General features: G+C 41.8%; 17 protein-coding genes, 7 tRNA genes and 1 rRNA gene (1 of these 25 running past the window's edge). 2 read left to right on the top strand and 23 right to left on the bottom strand.

Annotation, left to right across the window (positions count from 1 at the left end):
* Positions 1-92: 92 nt before the first annotated feature.
* The 3 genes from ttdB to ACZ47Z_RS00755 form a co-directional block, all read right to left on the bottom strand.
* On the bottom strand, positions 93-719 hold the full coding sequence (ttdB, locus tag ACZ47Z_RS00765; protein ID WP_015529418.1) for a L(+)-tartrate dehydratase subunit beta: 627 nt from the start codon (positions 717-719) through the stop codon (positions 93-95).
* Complete coding sequence (ttdA, locus tag ACZ47Z_RS00760) at positions 719-1,618, bottom strand: L(+)-tartrate dehydratase subunit alpha (protein ID WP_020436783.1); 900 nt, start codon at positions 1,616-1,618, stop codon at positions 719-721. The genes ttdB and ttdA overlap by 1 nt, the downstream gene beginning before the upstream one ends.
* A gap of 105 nt (positions 1,619-1,723) precedes the next feature.
* Positions 1,724-2,989, bottom strand: a complete 1,266-nt coding sequence (locus tag ACZ47Z_RS00755; RefSeq protein ID WP_464525764.1) for an SLC13 family permease — start codon at positions 2,987-2,989, stop codon at positions 1,724-1,726.
* 248 nt (positions 2,990-3,237) lie between these two features.
* On the opposite strand from ACZ47Z_RS00755, the gene ACZ47Z_RS00750 reads away from it, so the two are divergent.
* Positions 3,238-4,104, top strand: coding sequence for a LysR family transcriptional regulator (locus tag ACZ47Z_RS00750; protein ID WP_464525763.1), 867 nt, complete (start codon positions 3,238-3,240; stop codon positions 4,102-4,104).
* A 165-nt stretch (positions 4,105-4,269) separates the two neighbouring features.
* Here ACZ47Z_RS00750 and ACZ47Z_RS00745 read toward each other — a convergent pair whose 3' ends face one another.
* From ACZ47Z_RS00745 to ACZ47Z_RS00720, 6 genes are all read right to left on the bottom strand, one after another.
* Positions 4,270-4,947: a 2Fe-2S iron-sulfur cluster-binding protein gene (locus ACZ47Z_RS00745; RefSeq protein WP_464525762.1), complete on the bottom strand. Its 678-nt coding sequence runs from the start codon at positions 4,945-4,947 to the stop codon at positions 4,270-4,272.
* Positions 4,944-6,515 carry an FAD-binding protein gene (locus tag ACZ47Z_RS00740; protein ID WP_278824418.1) on the bottom strand — a complete coding sequence of 524 codons (1,572 nt, stop codon included), beginning with the start codon at positions 6,513-6,515 and terminating at the stop codon, positions 4,944-4,946. The genes ACZ47Z_RS00745 and ACZ47Z_RS00740 overlap by 4 nt, the downstream gene beginning before the upstream one ends.
* A 36-nt stretch (positions 6,516-6,551) precedes the next feature.
* Positions 6,552-7,088 carry a hypothetical protein gene (locus ACZ47Z_RS00735; protein ID WP_054754144.1) on the bottom strand — a complete coding sequence of 179 codons (537 nt, stop codon included), beginning with the start codon at positions 7,086-7,088 and terminating at the stop codon, positions 6,552-6,554.
* 38 nt (positions 7,089-7,126) lie between these two features.
* On the bottom strand, positions 7,127-8,146 hold the full coding sequence (locus tag ACZ47Z_RS00730) for an NYN domain-containing protein (protein ID WP_118175428.1): 1,020 nt from the start codon (positions 8,144-8,146) through the stop codon (positions 7,127-7,129).
* Entirely contained in the window at positions 8,122-8,715 is a 594-nt protein-coding gene (yfcE, locus tag ACZ47Z_RS00725) for a phosphodiesterase (protein WP_226871694.1), read from the bottom strand. The genes ACZ47Z_RS00730 and yfcE overlap by 25 nt, the downstream gene beginning before the upstream one ends.
* Positions 8,716-8,837: 122 nt before the next feature.
* Positions 8,838-10,592 carry a DUF885 domain-containing protein gene (locus tag ACZ47Z_RS00720; RefSeq protein ID WP_464525761.1) on the bottom strand — a complete coding sequence of 585 codons (1,755 nt, stop codon included), beginning with the start codon at positions 10,590-10,592 and terminating at the stop codon, positions 8,838-8,840.
* A 142-nt stretch (positions 10,593-10,734) separates the two neighbouring features.
* Between ACZ47Z_RS00720 and ACZ47Z_RS00715 the strand changes: the two genes are divergently transcribed.
* A complete protein-coding gene (locus tag ACZ47Z_RS00715; protein WP_054754148.1) occupies positions 10,735-11,391 on the top strand; it encodes an ABC transporter ATP-binding protein in 657 nt (218 codons plus the stop codon).
* Positions 11,392-11,436: 45 nt separating this feature from the next.
* Here ACZ47Z_RS00715 and rsmI read toward each other — a convergent pair whose 3' ends face one another.
* From rsmI to ACZ47Z_RS00645, 14 genes are all read right to left on the bottom strand, one after another.
* Positions 11,437-12,285 carry a 16S rRNA (cytidine(1402)-2'-O)-methyltransferase gene (gene rsmI, locus ACZ47Z_RS00710; RefSeq protein ID WP_054754150.1) on the bottom strand — a complete coding sequence of 283 codons (849 nt, stop codon included), beginning with the start codon at positions 12,283-12,285 and terminating at the stop codon, positions 11,437-11,439.
* 31 nt (positions 12,286-12,316) lie between these two features.
* Positions 12,317-13,060 carry a tRNA1(Val) (adenine(37)-N6)-methyltransferase gene (locus ACZ47Z_RS00705; RefSeq protein WP_464525760.1) on the bottom strand — a complete coding sequence of 248 codons (744 nt, stop codon included), beginning with the start codon at positions 13,058-13,060 and terminating at the stop codon, positions 12,317-12,319.
* Positions 13,050-13,964, bottom strand: coding sequence for a PSP1 domain-containing protein (locus ACZ47Z_RS00700; RefSeq protein WP_015529431.1), 915 nt, complete (start codon positions 13,962-13,964; stop codon positions 13,050-13,052). The genes ACZ47Z_RS00705 and ACZ47Z_RS00700 overlap by 11 nt, the downstream gene beginning before the upstream one ends.
* A 4-nt stretch (positions 13,965-13,968) precedes the next feature.
* Positions 13,969-14,964 carry a DNA polymerase III subunit delta' gene (gene holB / locus ACZ47Z_RS00695; protein WP_117569960.1) on the bottom strand — a complete coding sequence of 332 codons (996 nt, stop codon included), beginning with the start codon at positions 14,962-14,964 and terminating at the stop codon, positions 13,969-13,971.
* 130 nt (positions 14,965-15,094) lie between these two features.
* Complete coding sequence (locus tag ACZ47Z_RS00690) at positions 15,095-15,679, bottom strand: nucleoside/nucleotide kinase family protein (RefSeq protein WP_054754154.1); 585 nt, start codon at positions 15,677-15,679, stop codon at positions 15,095-15,097.
* Between the two features lie 65 nt (positions 15,680-15,744).
* Entirely contained in the window at positions 15,745-17,181 is a 1,437-nt protein-coding gene (locus tag ACZ47Z_RS00685; protein ID WP_464525759.1) for an aminotransferase class I/II-fold pyridoxal phosphate-dependent enzyme, read from the bottom strand.
* Between the two features lie 117 nt (positions 17,182-17,298).
* Positions 17,299-17,371: transfer RNA gene (locus tag ACZ47Z_RS00680), tRNA-Lys, on the bottom strand.
* A gap of 32 nt (positions 17,372-17,403) precedes the next feature.
* Positions 17,404-17,476: transfer RNA gene (locus ACZ47Z_RS00675), tRNA-Phe, on the bottom strand.
* Between the two features lie 20 nt (positions 17,477-17,496).
* Positions 17,497-17,570 (bottom strand) — tRNA-Met (locus tag ACZ47Z_RS00670).
* 28 nt (positions 17,571-17,598) lie between these two features.
* Positions 17,599-17,671 (bottom strand) — tRNA-Thr (locus ACZ47Z_RS00665).
* Between the two features lie 18 nt (positions 17,672-17,689).
* Positions 17,690-17,771: transfer RNA gene (locus tag ACZ47Z_RS00660), tRNA-Tyr, on the bottom strand.
* A gap of 8 nt (positions 17,772-17,779) precedes the next feature.
* Positions 17,780-17,852 (bottom strand) — tRNA-Val (locus ACZ47Z_RS00655).
* 6 nt (positions 17,853-17,858) lie between these two features.
* A tRNA-Asp gene (locus ACZ47Z_RS00650) sits at positions 17,859-17,932 on the bottom strand.
* 82 nt (positions 17,933-18,014) lie between these two features.
* Positions 18,015-20,355 (bottom strand): 23S ribosomal RNA (locus tag ACZ47Z_RS00645) (it continues 549 nt past the right edge of the window).

Raw genomic sequence — 20,355 nt, 5'->3', positions numbered from 1 at the left:
ATTGGTTTAATTTCTGATTTCATAAATCTGAGTCGCTTTTCAGGCATGAGCGGCTCAGATTTTTCGAGTAAACTTTAATGTCCTGACACAACTTATTTAATAAAACTTACATGTTTGCAGATCTCTTCGATCGCTTTTTCTTTTCTCTCATTAAAGACTACTTTGTTCTCTTCAAACAGGTTGCGTCCCTCTGTGTCAATAGATACGATCAGTGGTCCGAACTCTTTTACGCGGCAGTGCCACAGTGTCTCAGGCATTCCGAGGTCTCTCCACTGAGCATCAACGATTTCCTCAACTTCTGTTGCTGCAACAACAGCATTTCCTGCTGGGAATACGCAGTGGATTGCTCCGAATTCTTTACATGCACGCTCTGTGTTTTCTTTCATTCCACCTTTTCCGATGATCACACGAACTCCGGACTCTTTTACAAATTCATACTCAAATTTTTCCATACGCATACTTGTTGTCGGTCCTACAGAAACCATTTCAAATTTGTCATTCTCAAGTGGTCTGATGATCGGGCCTGCGTGGAAGATTGCTGCATCTTTTACATCAACCGGAAGCTCACGTCCTTCTTCAACGAGTCTTCTGTGTGCAACGTCACGGCAAGTTGTCATGCTTCCGTTCAGATAAATGATATCTCCTGCATGAATATCTTTGAGATCCTCAGCTGAGACTGGTGTTGTTAAAATCTTTTTTCCATCTTTTATTTCCAGCATTATAATGTCACCCCCGAATGTGTTGTGATTGTGTAGTTAAGGTCCTTATCAAATACAATGTGTCCACGTCTGTGTGACCAGCATCCAACATTAACAGCAACTCCAATTGTGGATGGATGTCTTGCTGTATTCTCAATGTGAACTCCCATAACAGAATACTTTCCGCCCATTCCTTGAGGTCCAAGTCCAATTGCGTTAATTCCATCCTCAAGCAGTTTCTCCATAGACGCTGCACGTTCATTTTCATTGTGGCTTCCAAGCGGTCTCATAAGAGCTTTCTTGGAAAGTAATGCTGCTGTCTCAACAGATGTAGCAACACCGACTCCGACAAGCAGCGGAGGACATGCATTCAGTCCGTAAGATGTCATAACATCAAGGACAAATTTTGTAACTCCTTCGTATCCTTCGCCTGGCATAAGAACCATAGCTTTTCCTGGCAGTGTACATCCGCCACCTGCCATGTATGTATAGATTTCGCACTGATCACTGTCCGGTACGATATCCCAGAATACTGTCGGTGTTCCTTTTCCTACATTCTTTCCTGTGTTGTACTCATCAAATGTCTCAACACTATTATGACGAAGCGGAGCTTCAAATGTCGCTTTCACAACTGCTTCTTTTAAAAGTCCTTCCAGTTCTCCAATAAGCGGGAAGTTTGTTCCACATTTTACCCAGAACTGTAATACTCCTGTGTCCTGACAGCTTGGTCTGTTCAGCTCTTTTGCAAGAACCTGGTTCTTCTGCATTGTCTGATAAATAACCTTTGAAAGCGGGCTGTCTTCTTTTTCTGCAAGCTCGTCAATCTTTGCTTTGATGTCATCCGGCAGTACTTTACCAATATAGGAAACAAAGTTCGCCATATAAGTAGTAAGCTGCTCTACCTGTGCTTTTTTATCCATTTTTAGGTCTCCTTTCATTACTGCTGCAATTTCCAGTAACTTTGATGATTAGGTTAGTTCATGTTTTATAGTTTCTTTTATATCTCACTCCAACAACATGTCTTCTTACGGGAAGAATGGAAATGCGATTGGAAGGATAATCATACTTACAACTGTTGCAATGATGATCAATGGGAATCCTGCTTTTACATAGTCCATAAACTTATATCCACCGGCTCCGACTACCATTGTGTTCGCAGGCATTCCGATTGGTGTTGCATATGCGCAGGAACCACCGATTACACATGCCATCAGTACCGCTCTTGGATCCGCTCCCATCCCCTGTGCAATTGAGAGACAGATTGGAACCATCAGTGCTGTTGTTGCTGTATTTGACATGAAGTTTGTCATGATACAACACAGCAGGAATACAACAAGTGTCAGGATATATGGAGATGGGTTCGCACCCAACGCTCCGATTACTTTATTAGCGATCACTTCTCCGGCTCCTGTCTCCTGAAGAGCAGATGCGAGGGAAAGTGTACCACCGAACAGGAAGATTGTCTTAAGATCGATTGACTTAAGCGCATCCTTCTCTGAGATAACTCCTGTGAGGATCAGAAGCAGTGCTCCGATTCCACCGGAGATACAAAGCTTGATACCGATCTTATCTTCAAAGATCATCGCCAGCAATGTAAATACCAGGATGATCAGTGATAACCACTGTTTCCATTTCGGCACATTATCGAAATTCTTTGTTGTATCAAAAGCTCCGTCGTCTTTCACATCGTGACTTGGAAGCAGTCTGTAACCGATTGTTGCATAAAAAAGAATTCCTACAATCAGAATCGGCATACCAACAACTGCATACTCAAAAAATCCAAATTTTAATCCAATCTCGCTGAGTGCACTCTGTGCGATCAGGTTTCCAGGTGCACCGATCAGGGAAAGATTTCCTCCCATAGCTGCTGCAAATACAAGCGGCATCAGAAGTCTGGATCTCTTATATCCTGATTTCGCAGCAATTCCGATAACTACCGGAATCAGCACTGCTGCCGTTCCTGTGTTTGACAGAATTCCGCTCATCAGTCCTACGATTATCATGATCGCAATGATCAGCATTCTTTCTGTCTTGGCGAATTTCGTAACAATTCCTCCGATTTTATTCGCCATACCAGTTTCGAATAACGCACCCCCTACGATGAACATCGCTACAAATAGGATTACGTTACTGTCAATGAATCCTGCAAAAGCTGTTTTCACGTCTAAAACCCCAGTCACTACAAGACCGATACAGACAATCATTGATGTTACTCCAAGCGGTATCTTTTCTAATACAAACATGATTACCGCAAACAGGAGAAACAGAAGAGTTATTGTTGATGGACTCATATGTTTTCCTCCATTCCTTTGTTTCTGTTTTTGTTTTACTTCCTGACTTTTTCAAGTCCTTTTCAGCTTTTTTGAGCTTCGCTTTAAGTAATTTCCGGCCGATTTGATTACCTCTTTGCTATGGCTGTATTATAAAAAAAACATGTGAAAATGTACATTCTAAAAAAAATATGGTACTATAAGAAAAAACTATGGAAAGTATGTTTGCAAAAAAATTATATATACTATAAGATTGGGGGAATTCGTATATGAAATTAACTCAGATTGAATACTTTTGTGTTGCTGCAAGATATCACAATATCACACGCGCATCCAAAGAACTTTTTGTCACCCAGCCTTCGGTATCCAATGCGATTAAAGCTTTGGAGGAAGAATTTGGTATTAATCTCTTTTACCGAAATAATAATAAACTGACACTGACACCGGAAGGAGAAAAATTCTATCAAAGTGCTGAGGAGCTTTTAGCCCATGCAGATGCAGTCAGATCTGAACTTCATGAACTCCGGAAGCAGATCACCCCTGTCCGTATTGGAATCCCTCCCATGCTTGGAACCATTTATCTGCCGGATATGTATCTTTCTTTGAAGGAAGAATTCCCTGATGTGGATTTGCGCCTATATGAATATGGATCGATCAAAGCCTGTGAACTTGTTCTGGAAGAGAAACTTGACCTCGCGATTGTCAATGCAGAACAGTTTGCGATTGATAAATGCAACCTTCATGTTATTGATAATGAAGATCTGCTCTTCTGCGTATCAAAGGAGCATCCACTTGCAGAACAATCCACGCTTCTTCTAAATATGTTGACTGACGAGCCATTAGTTCTTTTTAACACCGATTCTGTCCAGGTTATGACACTGACCCGTCAGTTCAAGGCCGCAGGAGTAAATCCCCATGTGGTACTAAACACCAGCCAGATCACAACACTGATCAACATGGTAAAGGCCGATAAGATTGGCTGCTTTTTATATAAATCTATGGTAGATATGTACCCAGATCTTGTCGGAATACCTGTCTTTCCTGCAATTGAACAGCGCATTGGTGTTATTTGGAGAAAAGGAAAGTATCAGAACGCTGTGACCGAAAAGGTTATTAGATATTTGAAGAATTATTAATCGTTATGCCAATCAATTTATTTAACAACTCATTATTTTTAAAGGCGGATACATTGTACTGTACCCGCCTCTTATAGATTCTAATTCTCTTTTTCCAATTTTTCTCCGATCTCCTTGCATTTCCCACTGAGAAACCGCATCCAGCGAATAATACCTGACTCATTTCTATCTTCTATTCATATAAGAAATCGACGACAACGTCTGCAGGTGCGCCGGACAGATATCTCTGCATGCCAGTGATTTCGAACATTGCTTCGCAAAATGTTCTTCATACTGTTTCTCCAATGCCCGCTTTCGATTCAGACTGGAAGAATGCAGAAGATACGCGTTATTTGCAAACTCTGCGCCATAGAAATCATCTTTTACCCCAAGATAATTCGGACATACTTCCAGACAAAGTCCACATTTCAGACACTTTGCTGCCGAATACTGATGATCATGCTCTTTCGGATCCGGATGTTTCCGAATTCCAAGGTACATCAATGCTTCCTTCTGACGTTCCCATATCACAGATCTGTCAACAATCAGATCTTCCACAACCGAAAATTTTGTAAGCGGTTCCAGCCTTAAAATCTCTGTATCATCTGTATTAATGAACACTCCACATGCCAATGCCGGATGCCCGTTGATCACCATTGCGCAACTTCCGCACATTTTCTGCATACAACCACATTCCCAACGGATTTTTCTACATTGTTTTCCTTTGATATCTTCCAGCTGGTCACGTTCATTTAACTTCTCAAGAATCGCAGCTACTGTAATTCTGCCCTCTCCTCTGAAATGAAAAACTTGCCAATACGGCGCTGATCTTCGGCCATCCTGTCTTTTGATTCTTACTTTCATCTCACAGCGCCTCCCTTTTCTCCTGACTCCTGTTCAAAATAAATCCTGATTTTTTCGTCTTTAAACTCTGCAACGGAACATTTCATGAATTCTGATTTTTCACCTGGAAAATCTTTTCGGAAATGAGCTCCTCTTGATTCACGTCTTTCCACGGCACTCATAAGTGTCGCTTTTCCAAGAACAGCCATCGGATATAGTCTGTAATTTTCATAAACAGATACCATTGGATCAATCGGAAATGTCCTCAGCTCATTCAAGCTGGAATCCAATGCGTAAATACTATCCTGAAGAACTTCTCCATCACGGATCAAATCCATACCATAACTCATGATCTTCATTAATTTACGCAGTGTTGCTGTCGCTGAATACTTGCCCCGATACTCTGACATCTGTTCCATACGATCAATTTTCTCCTGCTCATGCTCAATATAAGGAACAAACAATTCTTCGCACATCGGCTGACCCTGTCCCTCATGCACCGCATGCGCTGCTGTTCTTCCCGAATGAACTGCTGTCATCAATGAATTTCCACCAAGGCAATTTGCACCATGATATTTTGACGCAGCTTCTCCCACAGCATACAATCCTGCAATATTCGTCTGATGCATTCCGTCCACTTTAATACCACCCATAAAGAAATGGATTGCCGGCGTTACAGGGATCGATTCTTTTGCATTCTCCAGATAAACCTGTCCGGGACACATTGCAATTTCTCTTGCGACAAGATCTCTTGACATCAGATTGCCTTCCGTACCATACTTTTCTTCCATGAAATAAACACTGTGACTTCTATTCTTATAATAAAGTCTCCAACCTTCACTTCTGACAGATTCCGAGATTATAACCCTCTTATTTCCTCGCTGAACCGTGGTCGGATAATACTGGATAAATTCGAGATTTCTCAGCTGCACTCCCTGTAAAAAAAGCTTTCCTGTCACATAACCATCATTTAATTCAGATCCAGTGGTTTTTCCATATAGCTTGTTCATTCCACCGGTAGCACAGATTACTGCATCCGCATAAACCGGAATCAACATTTTAGATTCTGGATTATAAAATAACGCTCCATAACACTTTTCATCCCGAATAAGAGCGGAATAAAAATACAATCCAATTTTCTTTTCTATTTTACCTTTAATCTCATACTCCAGGCATTTCTGTGTCATTGCCGTAACAATCTGTTTTCCAATGGAATTACCTGAATAAACAGTTCTTTTTCTACTCTGTCCTCCGGAAGCTTTCACTTTCCATGTATCATCTTCATTTCGATCAAAAAGAACTCCCATCTCATCCAGCCATTTCAGATGTTCCGGTGCTTTCTCACAGAGATTTCTCACATCCTCTTCTTTTTCAAGAAAACACCCACTCTCCAGCGTATCATTCGCATGCCACACTACAGAATCCTCCTCTGCGGTATCAACTACTGCATTGATTCCTTCTGCTGCCATAACTGACTGTGTACGTTCTGACTGAACCGGTGATACAAGAATTACCTCATCATCAAGTTCTGCTGCTTCTATTGCAGCAGACATCCCGGCAATTCCATTTCCTATAATTAATACCTTCATTTGTCATCTTCTCTTTCCTAAAAATCTCACCTGTTCCTACAATCTTATCCGCGCAGCCACCGTAAGAACCATTAATAATCCACAGATGATCCATGTTACACAATCCACAAGCTTCTCCATCCTATCGTTCCTCAACAAACCAAGCGTCAGCATAGAACGGCTGAACGATACACTCAGATGCAGAAATGCCGCGCCTGCAAAGAGAATCTCCGTCACTAATACAAGAAACTTTGCTCCACCAGAAAATGATGCTCCACTTATTATAAGATGAAGTACTCTCATGTGTGGATACAATAAAATCAGTATAACAATTCCGCTGATTCTCTGCGTAATTAATCTCCAATTCTCTTTCCTGTATCTGTGAAAATTAAGTATTCCACGTCTTGGATAATAACTTACAATACAAAGAACTATATGAATCAAAACTGTCGCCACGATCCCTCCTGCGAGTATCTGACAATTAGAATAATCCTGTCCACCACCTGTCAACACAGGAATGGACATGGTAAGCATATGTCCAAGTAAGAATAACGTAAGCATCCAGGAACATACTGCGTTCCATTTCTTTATCATTAATCAGCACCCCCTTCTGTATCTTATTCTCTCTACTTTTAATCTTCCACATAAACAGCGCGGGTACGCTCTCCATCTTCGATCAATTCTACCTTTGGAAAACTTTGTATATACTGCTTAAATTGTGAGTATCCATAATCCCGTACTTTAAAATCACCAAACTGAATACGAATTCGATTCCCCAGTGTTCCAAGAGAGATCCCCTGATCCCCTGTCATCTGGATCTGTCGGATAATATACTCTTCAAGCATATCTTTCTTACTCTTATCTTCATACAAAGTAACTGAAACTTTCGTTCCTTCCTGGATCAGCTTTAATTTCGGTAAAGTTTCAAGGAACTTGGATAACAAACTGTAACCATAACGTCGAACATCAAAGTCCGGATATACTTTGACCAGCCGGCTTCCAACTTCACCAAGCCCGGTTTCCCTGTCGTTATTCTGGTTTTCCGTAATGATCTTAACCACGATTTCTTCTATTTTTTCCTTTGATACCTTTTCAATCTTTTCTTTTGAACCTCTTCCATTCGGCGATGATAATGAAGCACCGGAAATTTTCTTCTGTCCCCTTCCAAACACATGCGGATGATAAGACTTTCCTTCGCTCTCTTCCTTCTCTATCGTGTTGTCTTCCAGAAGCACCTCTAATACGGTGAAGATATCACAGGCTTTACGGAACGGAAGCGGTGTCTTGTCCTCGCCCATTCCGATTACCATCTTTCCACTTTCACGAAGCCGGCTTGCAAGCTTTGTAAAATCACTGTCACTTGATACCAGACAGAACCCCTCCAATTCACTTGTATAGAGCATGTCCATTGCATCAATGATCATGGCAGAATCTGTAGAATTCTTTCCCTGTGTATAACTGAACTGCTGAATCGGCGTAATAGAATTTTGAAGAAGTTCTTCCTTCCAGCTCGCACTGTTTGACTTTGTCCAGTCTCCGTAAATTCGTTTGTAAGTCACGTTTCCATATTTAGATAATTCATCCAGGATTGGCTTAATATATTTTGCAGATACATTATCCGCATCGATTAAGAGTGCGAAACGGTCTTCCATGTCTGATACTCCTCTCCTGCAAGATTCTTCCATGTAAATACACCGTTTTCATAAATCATATAACTGTGCTCGGATCCTTCTTTCGGAATCGAGACAGAACCTGGATTTAAGTACTGATATTTTCCACCGTTCATATCAAGGATTTCCTCACATGCCGGAATATGCGTATGTCCGTTCAAAAGAATATCTCCGTCTTTCAACATCGGAAGCTTATGCGGATTATACACATGTCCGTGTGTTGCAAATATTGTAACATCACTGTTCTTTTCTTCCGGATCTCCTGACAGATTCAGATAACAATAATCTGCCAGAATTGGGAACTCCAATACCATCTGATCCACTTCTGTATCACAATTTCCTCTCACACAAAGAAGTTCTTTCTTCATTGGATTAAGCATTGCGATCACTGCCTTCGGTGCATATCCTTCCGGCAGATCATTTCTCGGTCCATGATAAAGAATATCCCCTAATAATAATAATTTGTCTGCGCCTTCTCTTTTATAAGACTCAATCATCTGTTCACAATAAAATGCTGATCCATGGATGTCAGATGCAATCATTAATTTCATTTTTCACGTCCTCCTGTCTTTCTAAATAGTTTCTTTATAATAAATGAAAAAAGCAGTGACTCTTTTCTTGAGACACCGCCTCTTATTATTTTGTGCCTGTGGATATTATAACACAGAATGAATCACAGAGAAAAATATTTTCCTACAATTTCAAAAGGCGCCGGACCCACACTCAGCACAGCTTTATGGAATTCTTTCTGGGATTGATTTCCAGATTTTATCCATTCCTTTTTCAACTCCAGAAATTTTATATATCCGATATAATATTTCAAATAATTTCCCGGCGATCCCAGAATCAGATTATAGATTTTATCAACCGTTTCAGCATCTTTAATCCCATATTTTGCATAAAATTCTACTGTATCCATTCTGCTCCATCCTTCGTAATGGATTCCCATATCTGCCAATGCATAAAGTGCAAGAATCACTGAACTGTTCTTCTGAAGAATTGCTGCCTGAGTCTTAGATAACGGCATCAGATAATAGCTGCACATTTCCGCATAAGTTGCCCAGCCTTCTACATATCCGCCAAAATTTAAAATACTCCTGACGGGATCAGGATTCGTGCTTTCAAAAAATATTGTCTGGTACAGATGTCCCGGATACCCCTCATGTGCCAACGTTGTAAACAGTGCCAAATCATCTCGCATCTGTGTTTGGTTTACATAAATTACATTTTCTTCTGTATAGTCAATTGCCGGTATCATATAAAATGCGGGACTTAAATGTTCCTGCATTTCCTCCGGTACATATTTTATCCGCAGAGAAGTTTTTGGAATCTCAGGAAATGCAGTCCCTATCCCTTTTTTTAACTTTTCTAAAATTCTTTCTGCTTTCCCATCTTCCAATATTGTTGCTGCCTGCTTCGCTTCGTTGACTGCTTCTTCCATACCGGTAATATCTTCTGAAATTTGTCTGCGTGTTAGTTGCTCAAGCTCTTGAATCGTGTCTGTCACTCCTACACTCTGCTGTATATACCATTCGTAGTATTTTCTCCCTTCCGGAAAATAACACAATCCCTTTTCATTCGTTCCCTTCCCTTTCAATTCCTTAACCGCCTGTATCAAATCCTCATACGCCGGACAAACCTGCTCTTCCATCTGCCTGGCGTTCTGCTGAATATAATCACTCTTTTCTTTTTCAGACAGTTCCTGTAATTCACCAATTCTGGACACAAATGTCGAGTACAGATAATTTCCATTTCCCATTGCAAGAAATGCATTACATTGTTCTAACACCTGATCCGCCATTTCATCTGACAAAAACAATCCTTTGTCTGCTTTTTCTCTTTCAAATGCAATGATCTGTTGAAAATAATCCCTTGTCTCACTTAAAACATCCAGATACTCTTCCACATCTGTCCTGTCATAAAACTGATATTCAGATAATACAATTGGAATCTGCGTCTGTACTCCATTGACTGTATTCAACGGTTCTTCATAATACAGATAATCCGCTTCTTCTCTCAAACTTCTCAGATATTGCTTTAACAGATCGTATGTAATTTTATTCTTTACATTCAGTTTTTCATAAGAAAATGCATACAATGCCTGCTGTATATTCTCCGCTGCTGTCTTAATCTGAGTACTGTCTGTCTGTATCGTTCCATATGCGGTATCCGCTTTATCAATCCCATACGCTTCTGGCTCTTTTAATGTATAGTGCAGACTGATCTGACTTGCAGCCACCTCTTTGCAAAACAATTTTTCTGTAAACGATGTAAATCTTTCATTCTCCACCTCTTTACTGCTCTTTTTTTCTTCTAAAAATGTTGCTTCACAACCGTTTAAAAAGAAAATAGAACTGAAAAGAATACTGATACTACATACAATACTTACACACTGCTTCTTCCGCCTTTTCCAAAATTGAATCAACATAGCAGACTCCGACAGTTATTTCTCTAATTTTATGCATCGGCTTCCTTATTTATACATCTCTCAAATTTGTTTCCAAACAGTAATGCATCCCCTCTTTATTTGTGATAAAATACAACTATATAAGATACAGGAGGCGTTGTGTATGGCCAGCTTAATATTTGAACATTTGAAAAAAGTATATCCGAACGGATTCGTATCTGTAGACGATGTCAGCCTCTCGATCGAGGACGGTGAATTTGTTGTATTCCACGGACCAAGCGGATGCGGAAAATCTACAATTTTACGGATGATTGGCGGCCTGGAAGATATTACTTCCGGAAAGATCTATCTTGATAATACCTTTTTAAATGACATTCTTCCACGCGACCGGAAGCTTGCCATGGCATTTCAGAATTACATTCTCTATAAGCACATGAATGTCTATGATAATATGGCACTTGGACTGAAGCTTCGTGATCTTCCGCGTACAGTTATCAGTACCCGCGTAAAGACTGCTGCCGCTTTTCTTGGAATTTCAGACATTCTTACGAAAAAAATTCGTTCTATTTCTGATTCTGAACGCCAGCGTGTTGCACTCGGTCGGGCTATTGTCTGCCACCCAAAAGTTCTGCTTGTAGATGAAGATTTTGCTCATCAGGATGATGATCTTCGGAAAGATATGATCCATGATATTCTCAAAATTAACAAAGAGCTTGGAATTACGGTTCTTTATGTCACAAATAACTACGAAGAAGCCGTTTCCCTGAATTCTCGTGTCATTTTTATGAAAGACGGAAAAGTAATTGAGGACAGCATGTAAGCTGTCCTCTCATTTTTTACCCAAGCAACTCTCAAAACATGCTTCTTATGATTTTTGCTTCTCCAGGTAATTATAAATTTCACGCTTCTGAACGCCGCGGTCTTTCGCAACCTTTTTCATTGCTTCTTTTCGATCCACTCCCTGAGAAATATAGTACTCCATATGGTCTTCAATACTCATATCTTCCCAGCGCTCTTTTTCTTCCTGACGGATTTCTTCCCGGCTTCTCCCTGCAATTACAATCACGCACTCTCCCTTCGGATCATTCGCCTCATAATAAGCTACTGCTCCTTCAAGTGTTGATTGAAATGCTGTCTCATGCCTTTTGGTCAGTTCTCTGCAAACCGTTACTTTTCGATCTCCCAGACGCTCTGAAAGAAGTTTCAAAGTCTTTACCAGACGATGCGGTGCTTCATACATTACGATCGTTCTTGTCTCAGCAGCCATCTCTTTTAAAACTTCTTCCCGCTCTTTCTTATCTGTCGGAAGAAATGCCTCAAATGCAAATCTTCTTGTCGGAAGTCCTGACATTGTAAGCGCTGTAACACATGCCGCCGGTCCCGGAACAGAAGTTACTCGAATCCCTGTTTCATAACACATTTTCACCAGTTCTTCTCCCGGATCAGAGATCCCAGGTGTACCTGCATCTGTGATCACCGCAATATCCAGTCCTTCTTCCAGCTTCTCCACCAGTTTACGACCTTTATCAAACTTGTTATATTCATGATAACTTGTCATTGGCGTCTGTATTTCGAAATGATTTAACAGCTTAATACTGTTTCTTGTATCTTCTGCTGCGATCAGATCTACCTCTTTCAATGTTCTGATCGCACGAAATGTCATATCTTCCAGATTTCCAATCGGTGTTGCTACCAAATATAATGTTCCTGCCATCTTCATCTCCCATGACTTTGTAACTGTTCAGTTACCTTTGTTTTTCAGAATTATTTCCGTTCTTCTGCAGTAAAGTCCCATCCTTCGTATACATAATGATTGGTGGCTCTATTGTCACTCTAGGTTTTGCCCCACGCATTCCTTCCACCAGAACCATTGTCGGTTCTTTATCTATATACGGATGAATAAACTGAATCCGTTTCGGTTCAATCTTATATTCATGCATCTTCGTCAAAATCTCTGTCAGCCGAAACGGTCTGTGAATCATATAAAATCTGCCTTTATCCTGAAGAAGCCGCATACTTTCTCTTAAAATATCATCTAATGTACACAACACCTCATGCCGTGCAATCGCCTTACTGTCATCTGGATTCCGAAGTCCATGATCCGCTAACATATAAGGCGGATTCGTTGTGATCACATCAAAAAAGGCCGGCTTAAATCGTTCTGCCGCCTCTTTAATATCTCCGGTTACAATGTTAATTCTGTCTTCCAGATGATTATGTGCAACACTGCGTCTTGCCATTTCTGCAGTCTCAGCCTGTATCTCAAGCCCTGTAAAATGCTTTCCTTTCGTCTTTCCTGCAAGTAGAACCGGGATGATTCCATTCCCGGTTCCCATATCAAGCACGGTCTCTCCCGGCTTTACTTTTGCAAAATCAGAGAGAAATACTGCATCCACTCCAAAACAGAATTTTGAAGGATTCTGGATCAATTCTAATCCTCCAAGCTGCAGATCATCCAGACGCTCGCCTGGTCTCAGATTATTTGTCATCTAACTTCGAAGCTCCCTCTTTCTTCTCCATCCGTTCAAGCGCAGCTAGTTTCTTCTGCTCTTCTTTCGATACTTTCTGTTTCTTTCTTCTCGGACGGAATTTCAGATCATCCGCCTTATACTCGCGAATCTCTTTCTCGTCATTCTCCAGATTAACAATAACTTTCACAAGTCTGCGAAGTACACTCAAAGAATGTACTGTTCCGGTCAATCCATCACTTGTTGTCACATTATCTCCAACAGAAGGTAACTGACTGTTAAGCACTTCATAAGTCTCTTCCTCATTCGTCAGACAACACATCAATCTTCCGCAGACCCCTGAAATCTTTGTCGGATTCAGGGACAGGTTCTGTTCCTTTGCCATCTTGATTGATACCGCTGCAAACTCTGTCAGATATGTGCTGCAGCATAATGGACGTCCACAGATACCAATTCCTCCGCGAATCTTCGTCTCATCTCTGACCCCAATCTGACGAAGCTCGATTCTTGTTCTGAATACAGCTGCCAGATCCTTTACAAGTTCACGGAAATCAATACGTCCGTCCGCTGTAAAATAAAACAGGACTTTATTATTATCGAAAGTATATTCTGCTTCAATCAGTTTCATATCCAGTCCATGCTTGCGGATCTTCTCCTGACAAATCTTAAAAGCCTCTTTCTCTTTCTGACGATTCTTCTCTACCGTCTTCTCGTCTTGCTCTGTTGCAATACGAATCACAGACTTCAAAGGCTGAACCACTGAATCATCGTCCACCTCTTTTGGTGCACTGACAACACGTCCATACTCGATTCCCCGTGCTGTCTCCACGATTACGTGATCCCCCTGTTTGATTTCAAACTCTCCCGGGGAAAAGAAATAAATCTTTCCCGCTGTTCGGAATCTTACTCCTATTACTTTTGTCATGTATCTAATTCTCCTTTATTGTAAGCAAGAGCAGTTCCATTGTCAGTTCAAAATTAACATTTGCTTTCAGTCTGGCTTTCGCCTTTTCAATTGCGTTCAAAATATTCTCAATTCCTTCATAAGAGCTCTTACTTGCACGCGCCTTGATATATCTCAGCTGATCAGAAAATACTACTCTGTCTACATTCTTAGTTGCCTTATAAATTAATACATCTCTGTACCAGATTGCGATCATATCCAGATAGTCGTTAATCTCCATCTTATATGTCATACATTTTTTCACTGCATCCATCAGTTCTGAAACATTCATCTCATCAATATTTCTAAGTAAATGTACAACTTCTTCCTTAATCTCATTGAAATATTCTGATGTCGCAAGCATAATCGCTTTTCCCATATTTCCCTGGGCAAATGCTACACAGACATCTGCTTTATAATCAGGAATCTCCATCTGCTCCATCAGATATTTCTTTACGAGCTGATCTTTAATATTACGAAGTTTCATCATAACGCATCTGGAACGAATCGTTGGCAGTAAAGCCTCTGCATTCTCTGTCAGAAGCATGATCACCGCATATTCCGGTGGCTCCTCAATTGTCTTAAGCAATGCATTCTGTGCCTGGGCACTCATTAAGTCTGCCTCTGGAATAATATAAATCTTATACTTGCTGCTGTACGGCTTGATCACAATATCATTATTAACCTGTGTACGAATATCATCAACACTGATCGTATTCGGTTTCTCATGTGTCACCTTAATAATATCCGGCTGATTACCGTTCTGTGCCTGTTTACAGGACTGACATTTCCCACATGCCTCTCCGTCTTCCTCACGATTCTGGCACTGCAGGCTCATAGCAAAAAGATTCGCAAGAAGCCGCTTTCCAGATCCTCTTTCGCCATTCAGAATATATGCATGCGATACTGCATCAGCCTGAACTGCGCTCGAAATATACTTGATTATGTTTTTGTGCCCTACTACATCTTTAAAACTACTCATTTCTATCACCTGCCGTGTATCTTATTTCCTCTTTAGCGGATAATATTCTCACAATTATCCACCTAACAATAGTATATTCATAATTTTAACATCATTTTCTTACAAAACTATGAACTACCATTTAAGTATATCATAAATTCACGTTTATTTCTCGCAAAATTTCTTCCATACAAGTTTCCTTATCAATATTTTGAAATCTCCGCCTGATTCCCGCCCTTTCCAGATTCTCCTCCGAGAAATCTTCTGCATCTGCAAGAAATCTTCTGCACAGTTCTGCATACTGCGGTTTCGTCTGTGCCCGTTCTCTTTCTAACGCCCTCGACAGTCTTAATCCATCTTCTACTTCTATATATAATGGAACCATAACATCATCACCAAAATATTCTTTCAATGCATAATATGACTCAATTGTTCCGATCACAAGATAATCATACTGCCACAATTCAATCTGTCCATCATCTGCTGTAAAATAAGTCCAGATTCCACACTTTGTATTGTAAGAACGAAACTCGATGATTTTCTCCTCGTCCATCATCTCATCAAATCGTTCCTGATCGACAAAGAAATATTCCACTCCGTCCTTCTCACCCTCACGCATTGGACGTGTTGTATATGGAACGATTGAATGAAATTTGGGCATCTTTTCTATCAATTCTTTGTAAATCGTATCCTTCCCGGAAGCACTTTTTCCCATAATATAAAATATTTTACCCATACTTTTTCTCCTGCTCTTAAACATGCATCTGGATTCGTATTCTCAACTTCCAGCCTGTCGGTTCTTTATTCTGGATTCCCCGCAACTAATAAACAATTCTCCTGGCTTAGCCCTTCAATGGAAAAACCCATCTCTTTATATTTTACCATCTTTTGCACAATAGTAGAAGTAATTCTCTCTCCAGGAACAATCATTGGGATTCCCGGTGGATAAAGATAGACATATTCCAATGAGATTCTTCCTGATGCCTCATTCCATTTCACACTCTCACCTTCCATTCTCCCTGCTTCAAAGGAAGAATATGCTTGTTCTAATGGAATCATTTCATAAGAAATATTTTTTATAGTATGATCCTCATCATTCCCTGAAAGCTCTTCGCACAGAATATTTTTATCAATCTCCATCACTGCCTGAACCAATCTGTCCATTCCTTCTTGTGTATCTCCCGGTCCTGTCATAGCAATCACATAAGACCCGGAAGCCATCTCCATCTCCAAATGATAAGATCTCAGCATTTCCTGAAATCGTTTTCCATTCAAAACTTCCCCATCTGTATTCTTAAGATTTTTTACAGATAATACTATCTTTGACCGGTCATAATGTTCTGCCTCAATTAATTTTATATTCTTTAACTGCTTCAGTCTCTCTCTTGCTTGCTGCAAACACTCAACATAAGTGTCCATGATTTCTTCTCTGCACTCATCCATTCCCCGGACACACTCATCAATGGACGCCATTAAAATATAAGAAGGACTGCTGGATTGAAGCATATGCAAATAATTTCTTATCCTTTCACGATCAGCATATCTCCCATTTATATGAAGCAATGCTGTTCGAGTTAAAGACGGAAGTGTCTTGTGAAGACTATGGATCACCACATCAGCCCCCCGTGTATTCGCATTTTGCGGAAAATATGAATGAAATCCAAAATGTGCACCATGTGCTTCGTCGACAATCAGGGGAATCTTATATTTATGCACGATTTCCGCAATTGCTTCAATATCCGACACGACTCCTTCATAAGTCGGTGAAACAATAACAACCGCCTGAATATCTTCATATTCTTCAAGTAACTTCTTTATCTGGTCTACATGGATCTCTCCATTAAGATCTGTCTCTTCTGAAAACTCCGGATAAATATATACCGGTCGTAATTCATTCATATATACCGCATTATATACCGATTTATGACAATTTCTTGCCATCAAGATTCTACCACCACGCTCCGTACATCCCATCACTGCACTCAAAAGTCCAACTGTACTCCCATTAACCAGATAATGCGTCTCTTCCGCTTGAAATACTCTGGCTGCATTCTCCTGTAATTCTTTCAATAATCCTTCTGCATGATGAAGATCATCAAATCCATCTATCTCCGTTATATCAATATTATATGGTAACCTGGCTCTCATGAGCTCCATGTTACGCTTATGTCCAGGCATATGAAATGCATAATAATCTGAATTTTCATATGCAGTTAATTTTTCATATAAATATTCCATAATAACCTCTTATTTGTAAAAAGAACCTATCTGAATAATGATAGATTCTCCTAATGCCATATTTTATTTATATAAAGTTAAAAGCAGTAATCATAATAGATTACTGCTTTCTTTCAGTGAGCGTGCGGGGATTCGAACCCCGGACAACTTGATTAAAAGTCAAGTGCTCTACCACCTGAGCTACACGCCCGTATCATTTTATTCACTTTTTGCAAATAAAAATGCCCAGAACCGGAATCGAACCAGTGACACGAGGATTTTCAGTCCTCTGCTCTACCAACTGAGCTATCTGGGCATAGACTATAAAAGTCTGAGTTGCGGGAGCAGGATTTGAACCTGCGACCTTCGGGTTATGAGCCCGACGAGCTTCCAGACTGCTCCATCCCGCGATATTAAATTAATTTCTCAAAAGAGAAAAGCCGATGATCGGACTCGAACCGATAACCTGCTGATTACAAATCAGCTGCTCTGCCAATTGAGCCACATCGGCTTATAACCTTTCGGTTAATGGATGGAGGTGGATTCGAACCACCGAAGCAATTTGCAGCAGATTTACAGTCTGTCCCCTTTGGCCACTCGGGAATCCATCCATGTTAAGTGGGACCTACAGGGCTCGAACCTGTGACCCTCTGCTTGTAAGGCAGATGCTCTCCCAGCTGAGCTAAGATCCCACATAACGACCCAGAAGAGACTCGAACTCTCGACCTCCGCCGTGACAGGGCGGCGCTCTAACCAACTGAGCCACTGGGCCATTCTTCAATTTTCAGAAAGCTATGTACCTTCAAAACTACATACAGTTAAAACCAACATCATCATCCAAACCTATCACTGCTTTGGTTATGCCCTCGACCTATTAGTAACAGTCAGCTCCATGTGTTACCACACTTCCACCTCTGCCCTATCTACCTCGTCGTCTTCAAGGGGTCTTACTAACTTGACGTTATGAGATATCTCATCTTGAGGGGGGCTTCACGCTTAGATGCCTTCAGCGTTTATCCCTTCCCGGCTTGGCTACTCTGCTATGCCTTTGGTAAGACAACAGATACACCAGCGGCCAGTCCATCCCGGTCCTCTCGTACTAAGGACAGCTCCTCTCAAATATCTTACGCCCACGCCGGATAGGGACCGAACTGTCTCACGACGTTCTGAACCCAGCTCGCGTACCGCTTTAATGGGCGAACAGCCCAACCCTTGGGACCTACTTCAGCCCCAGGATGCGATGAGCCGACATCGAGGTGCCAAACCACTCCGTCGATGTGAACTCTTGGGAGTGATAAGCCTGTTATCCCCAGGGTAGCTTTTATCCGTTGAGCGATGGCAATCCCACTTTATACCACCGGATCACTAAGTCCTACTTTCGTACCTGCTCCACCCGTCGGTGTCGCAGTCAAGCTCCCTTCTGCCTTTGCACTCTTCGAATGGTTTCCAACCATTCTGAGGGAACCTTTGAGCGCCTCCGATACCCTTTCGGAGGCGACCGCCCCAGTCAAACTCCCCACCTGACATTGTCCCCCAGCCGGATCACGGCTGCTGGTTAGAAACCCAGTACTGCAAGGGTGGTATCCCAACATTGGCTCCATGGCAACTGGCGTTACCATTTCCTAGCCTCCCACCTATCCTGTACATGCAATACCGAATCCCAGTATCAAGCTGGAGTAAAGCTCCATGGGGTCTTTCCGTCCTGGCGCAGGTAACCAGCATCTTCACTGGTATTTCAATTTCACCGGGTGCATTGTTGAGACAGTGCCCAAATCATTACGCCTTTCGTGCGGGTCGGAACTTACCCGACAAGGAATTTCGCTACCTTAGGACCGTTATAGTTACGGCCGCCGTTTACTGGGGCTTAAGTTCAAAGCTTCGCTTGCGCTAACCTCTCCCCTTAACCTTCCAGCACCGGGCAGGCGTCAGCCCATATACCTCACCTTTCGGTTTTGCATAGACCTGTGTTTTTGCTAAACAGTTGCTTGGGCCAATTCTCTGCGGCCATCTTACTGGCACTCCTTCTCCCGAAGTTACGGAGTCATTTTGCCGAGTTCCTTAACAATGCTTCTCCCGTCGGCCTTAGGATTCTCTCCTCATCCACCTGTGTCGGTTTACGGTACGGGTATCCTGCAAACAATAGCGGCTTTTCTTGACAGTCAGCTCACGTGCTTCCCTACTTATTTTCAGTCCACATCACGTCTTCAGATTAAAGAGCGGATTTGCCAACTCTTCTCCTACCTCGCTTGTACCGGTCTTTCCATTCCCGGCTCACGCTCTCTGCCTGTGTCCCCACAGTTCTGTTACAGGATAGTACAGGAATTTCAACCTGTTATCCATCGACTACGTCTTTCGACCTCGCCTTAGGCCCCGACTTACCCAGAGCAGATCAGCTTTACTCTGGAAACCTTAGATATTCGGCCGGAAGGATTCCCACCTTCCTCTCGCTACTCATTCCGGCATTCTCTCTTCTTAAAAGTCCACAGCTCCTTTCGGTACTGCTTCGTCCCTTTAAGAATGCTCCTCTACCAATTGAATTCTCAATTCCAAAGCTTCGGCAGTGTGTTTTAGCCCCGGACATTTTCGGCGCAGGACCTCTCGACTAGTGAGCTATTACGCACTCTTTGAATGAATGGCTGCTTCTGAGCCAACATCCTAGTTGTCTTCGAAATCCCACATCCTTTTCCACTTAACACACATTTTGGGGCCTTAGCTGTTGGTCTGGGCTCTTTCCCTTTTGACCACCCAACTTATCTCGGATCGTCTGACTCCCATACATCATCTACACGGCATTCGGAGTTTGATATCCCTTAGTAAGCTTTGACGCCCCCTTAGGAATTCAGTGCTCTACCTCCGCAAGACTCGTATGAGGCTAGCCCTAAAGCTATTTCGAGGAGAACCAGCTATCTCCGGGTTCGATTGGAATTTCTCCCCTATCCACACCTCATCCCCACCCTTTTCAACGGATGTGGGTTCGGTCCTCCATTGCCTTTTACGGCAACTTCAACCTGGACATGGATAGATCACCCGGTTTCGGGTCTACTCCGACTGACTATGCGCCCTATTCAGACTTGGTTTCCCTTCGGCTCCGGACCTTTAGTCCTTAACCTCGCCAGCCAGCGTAACTCGCCGGACCGTTCTACAAAAAGTACGCGGTTGAGCATATAAAGCTCTTCCACAGCTTGTAAACATATG

The sequence above is a fragment of the Mediterraneibacter faecis genome, assembly GCF_055383675.1.
Note: the sequence above shows the minus strand (reverse complement) of the source record. Positions and strands in the feature narration are given on the sequence as shown.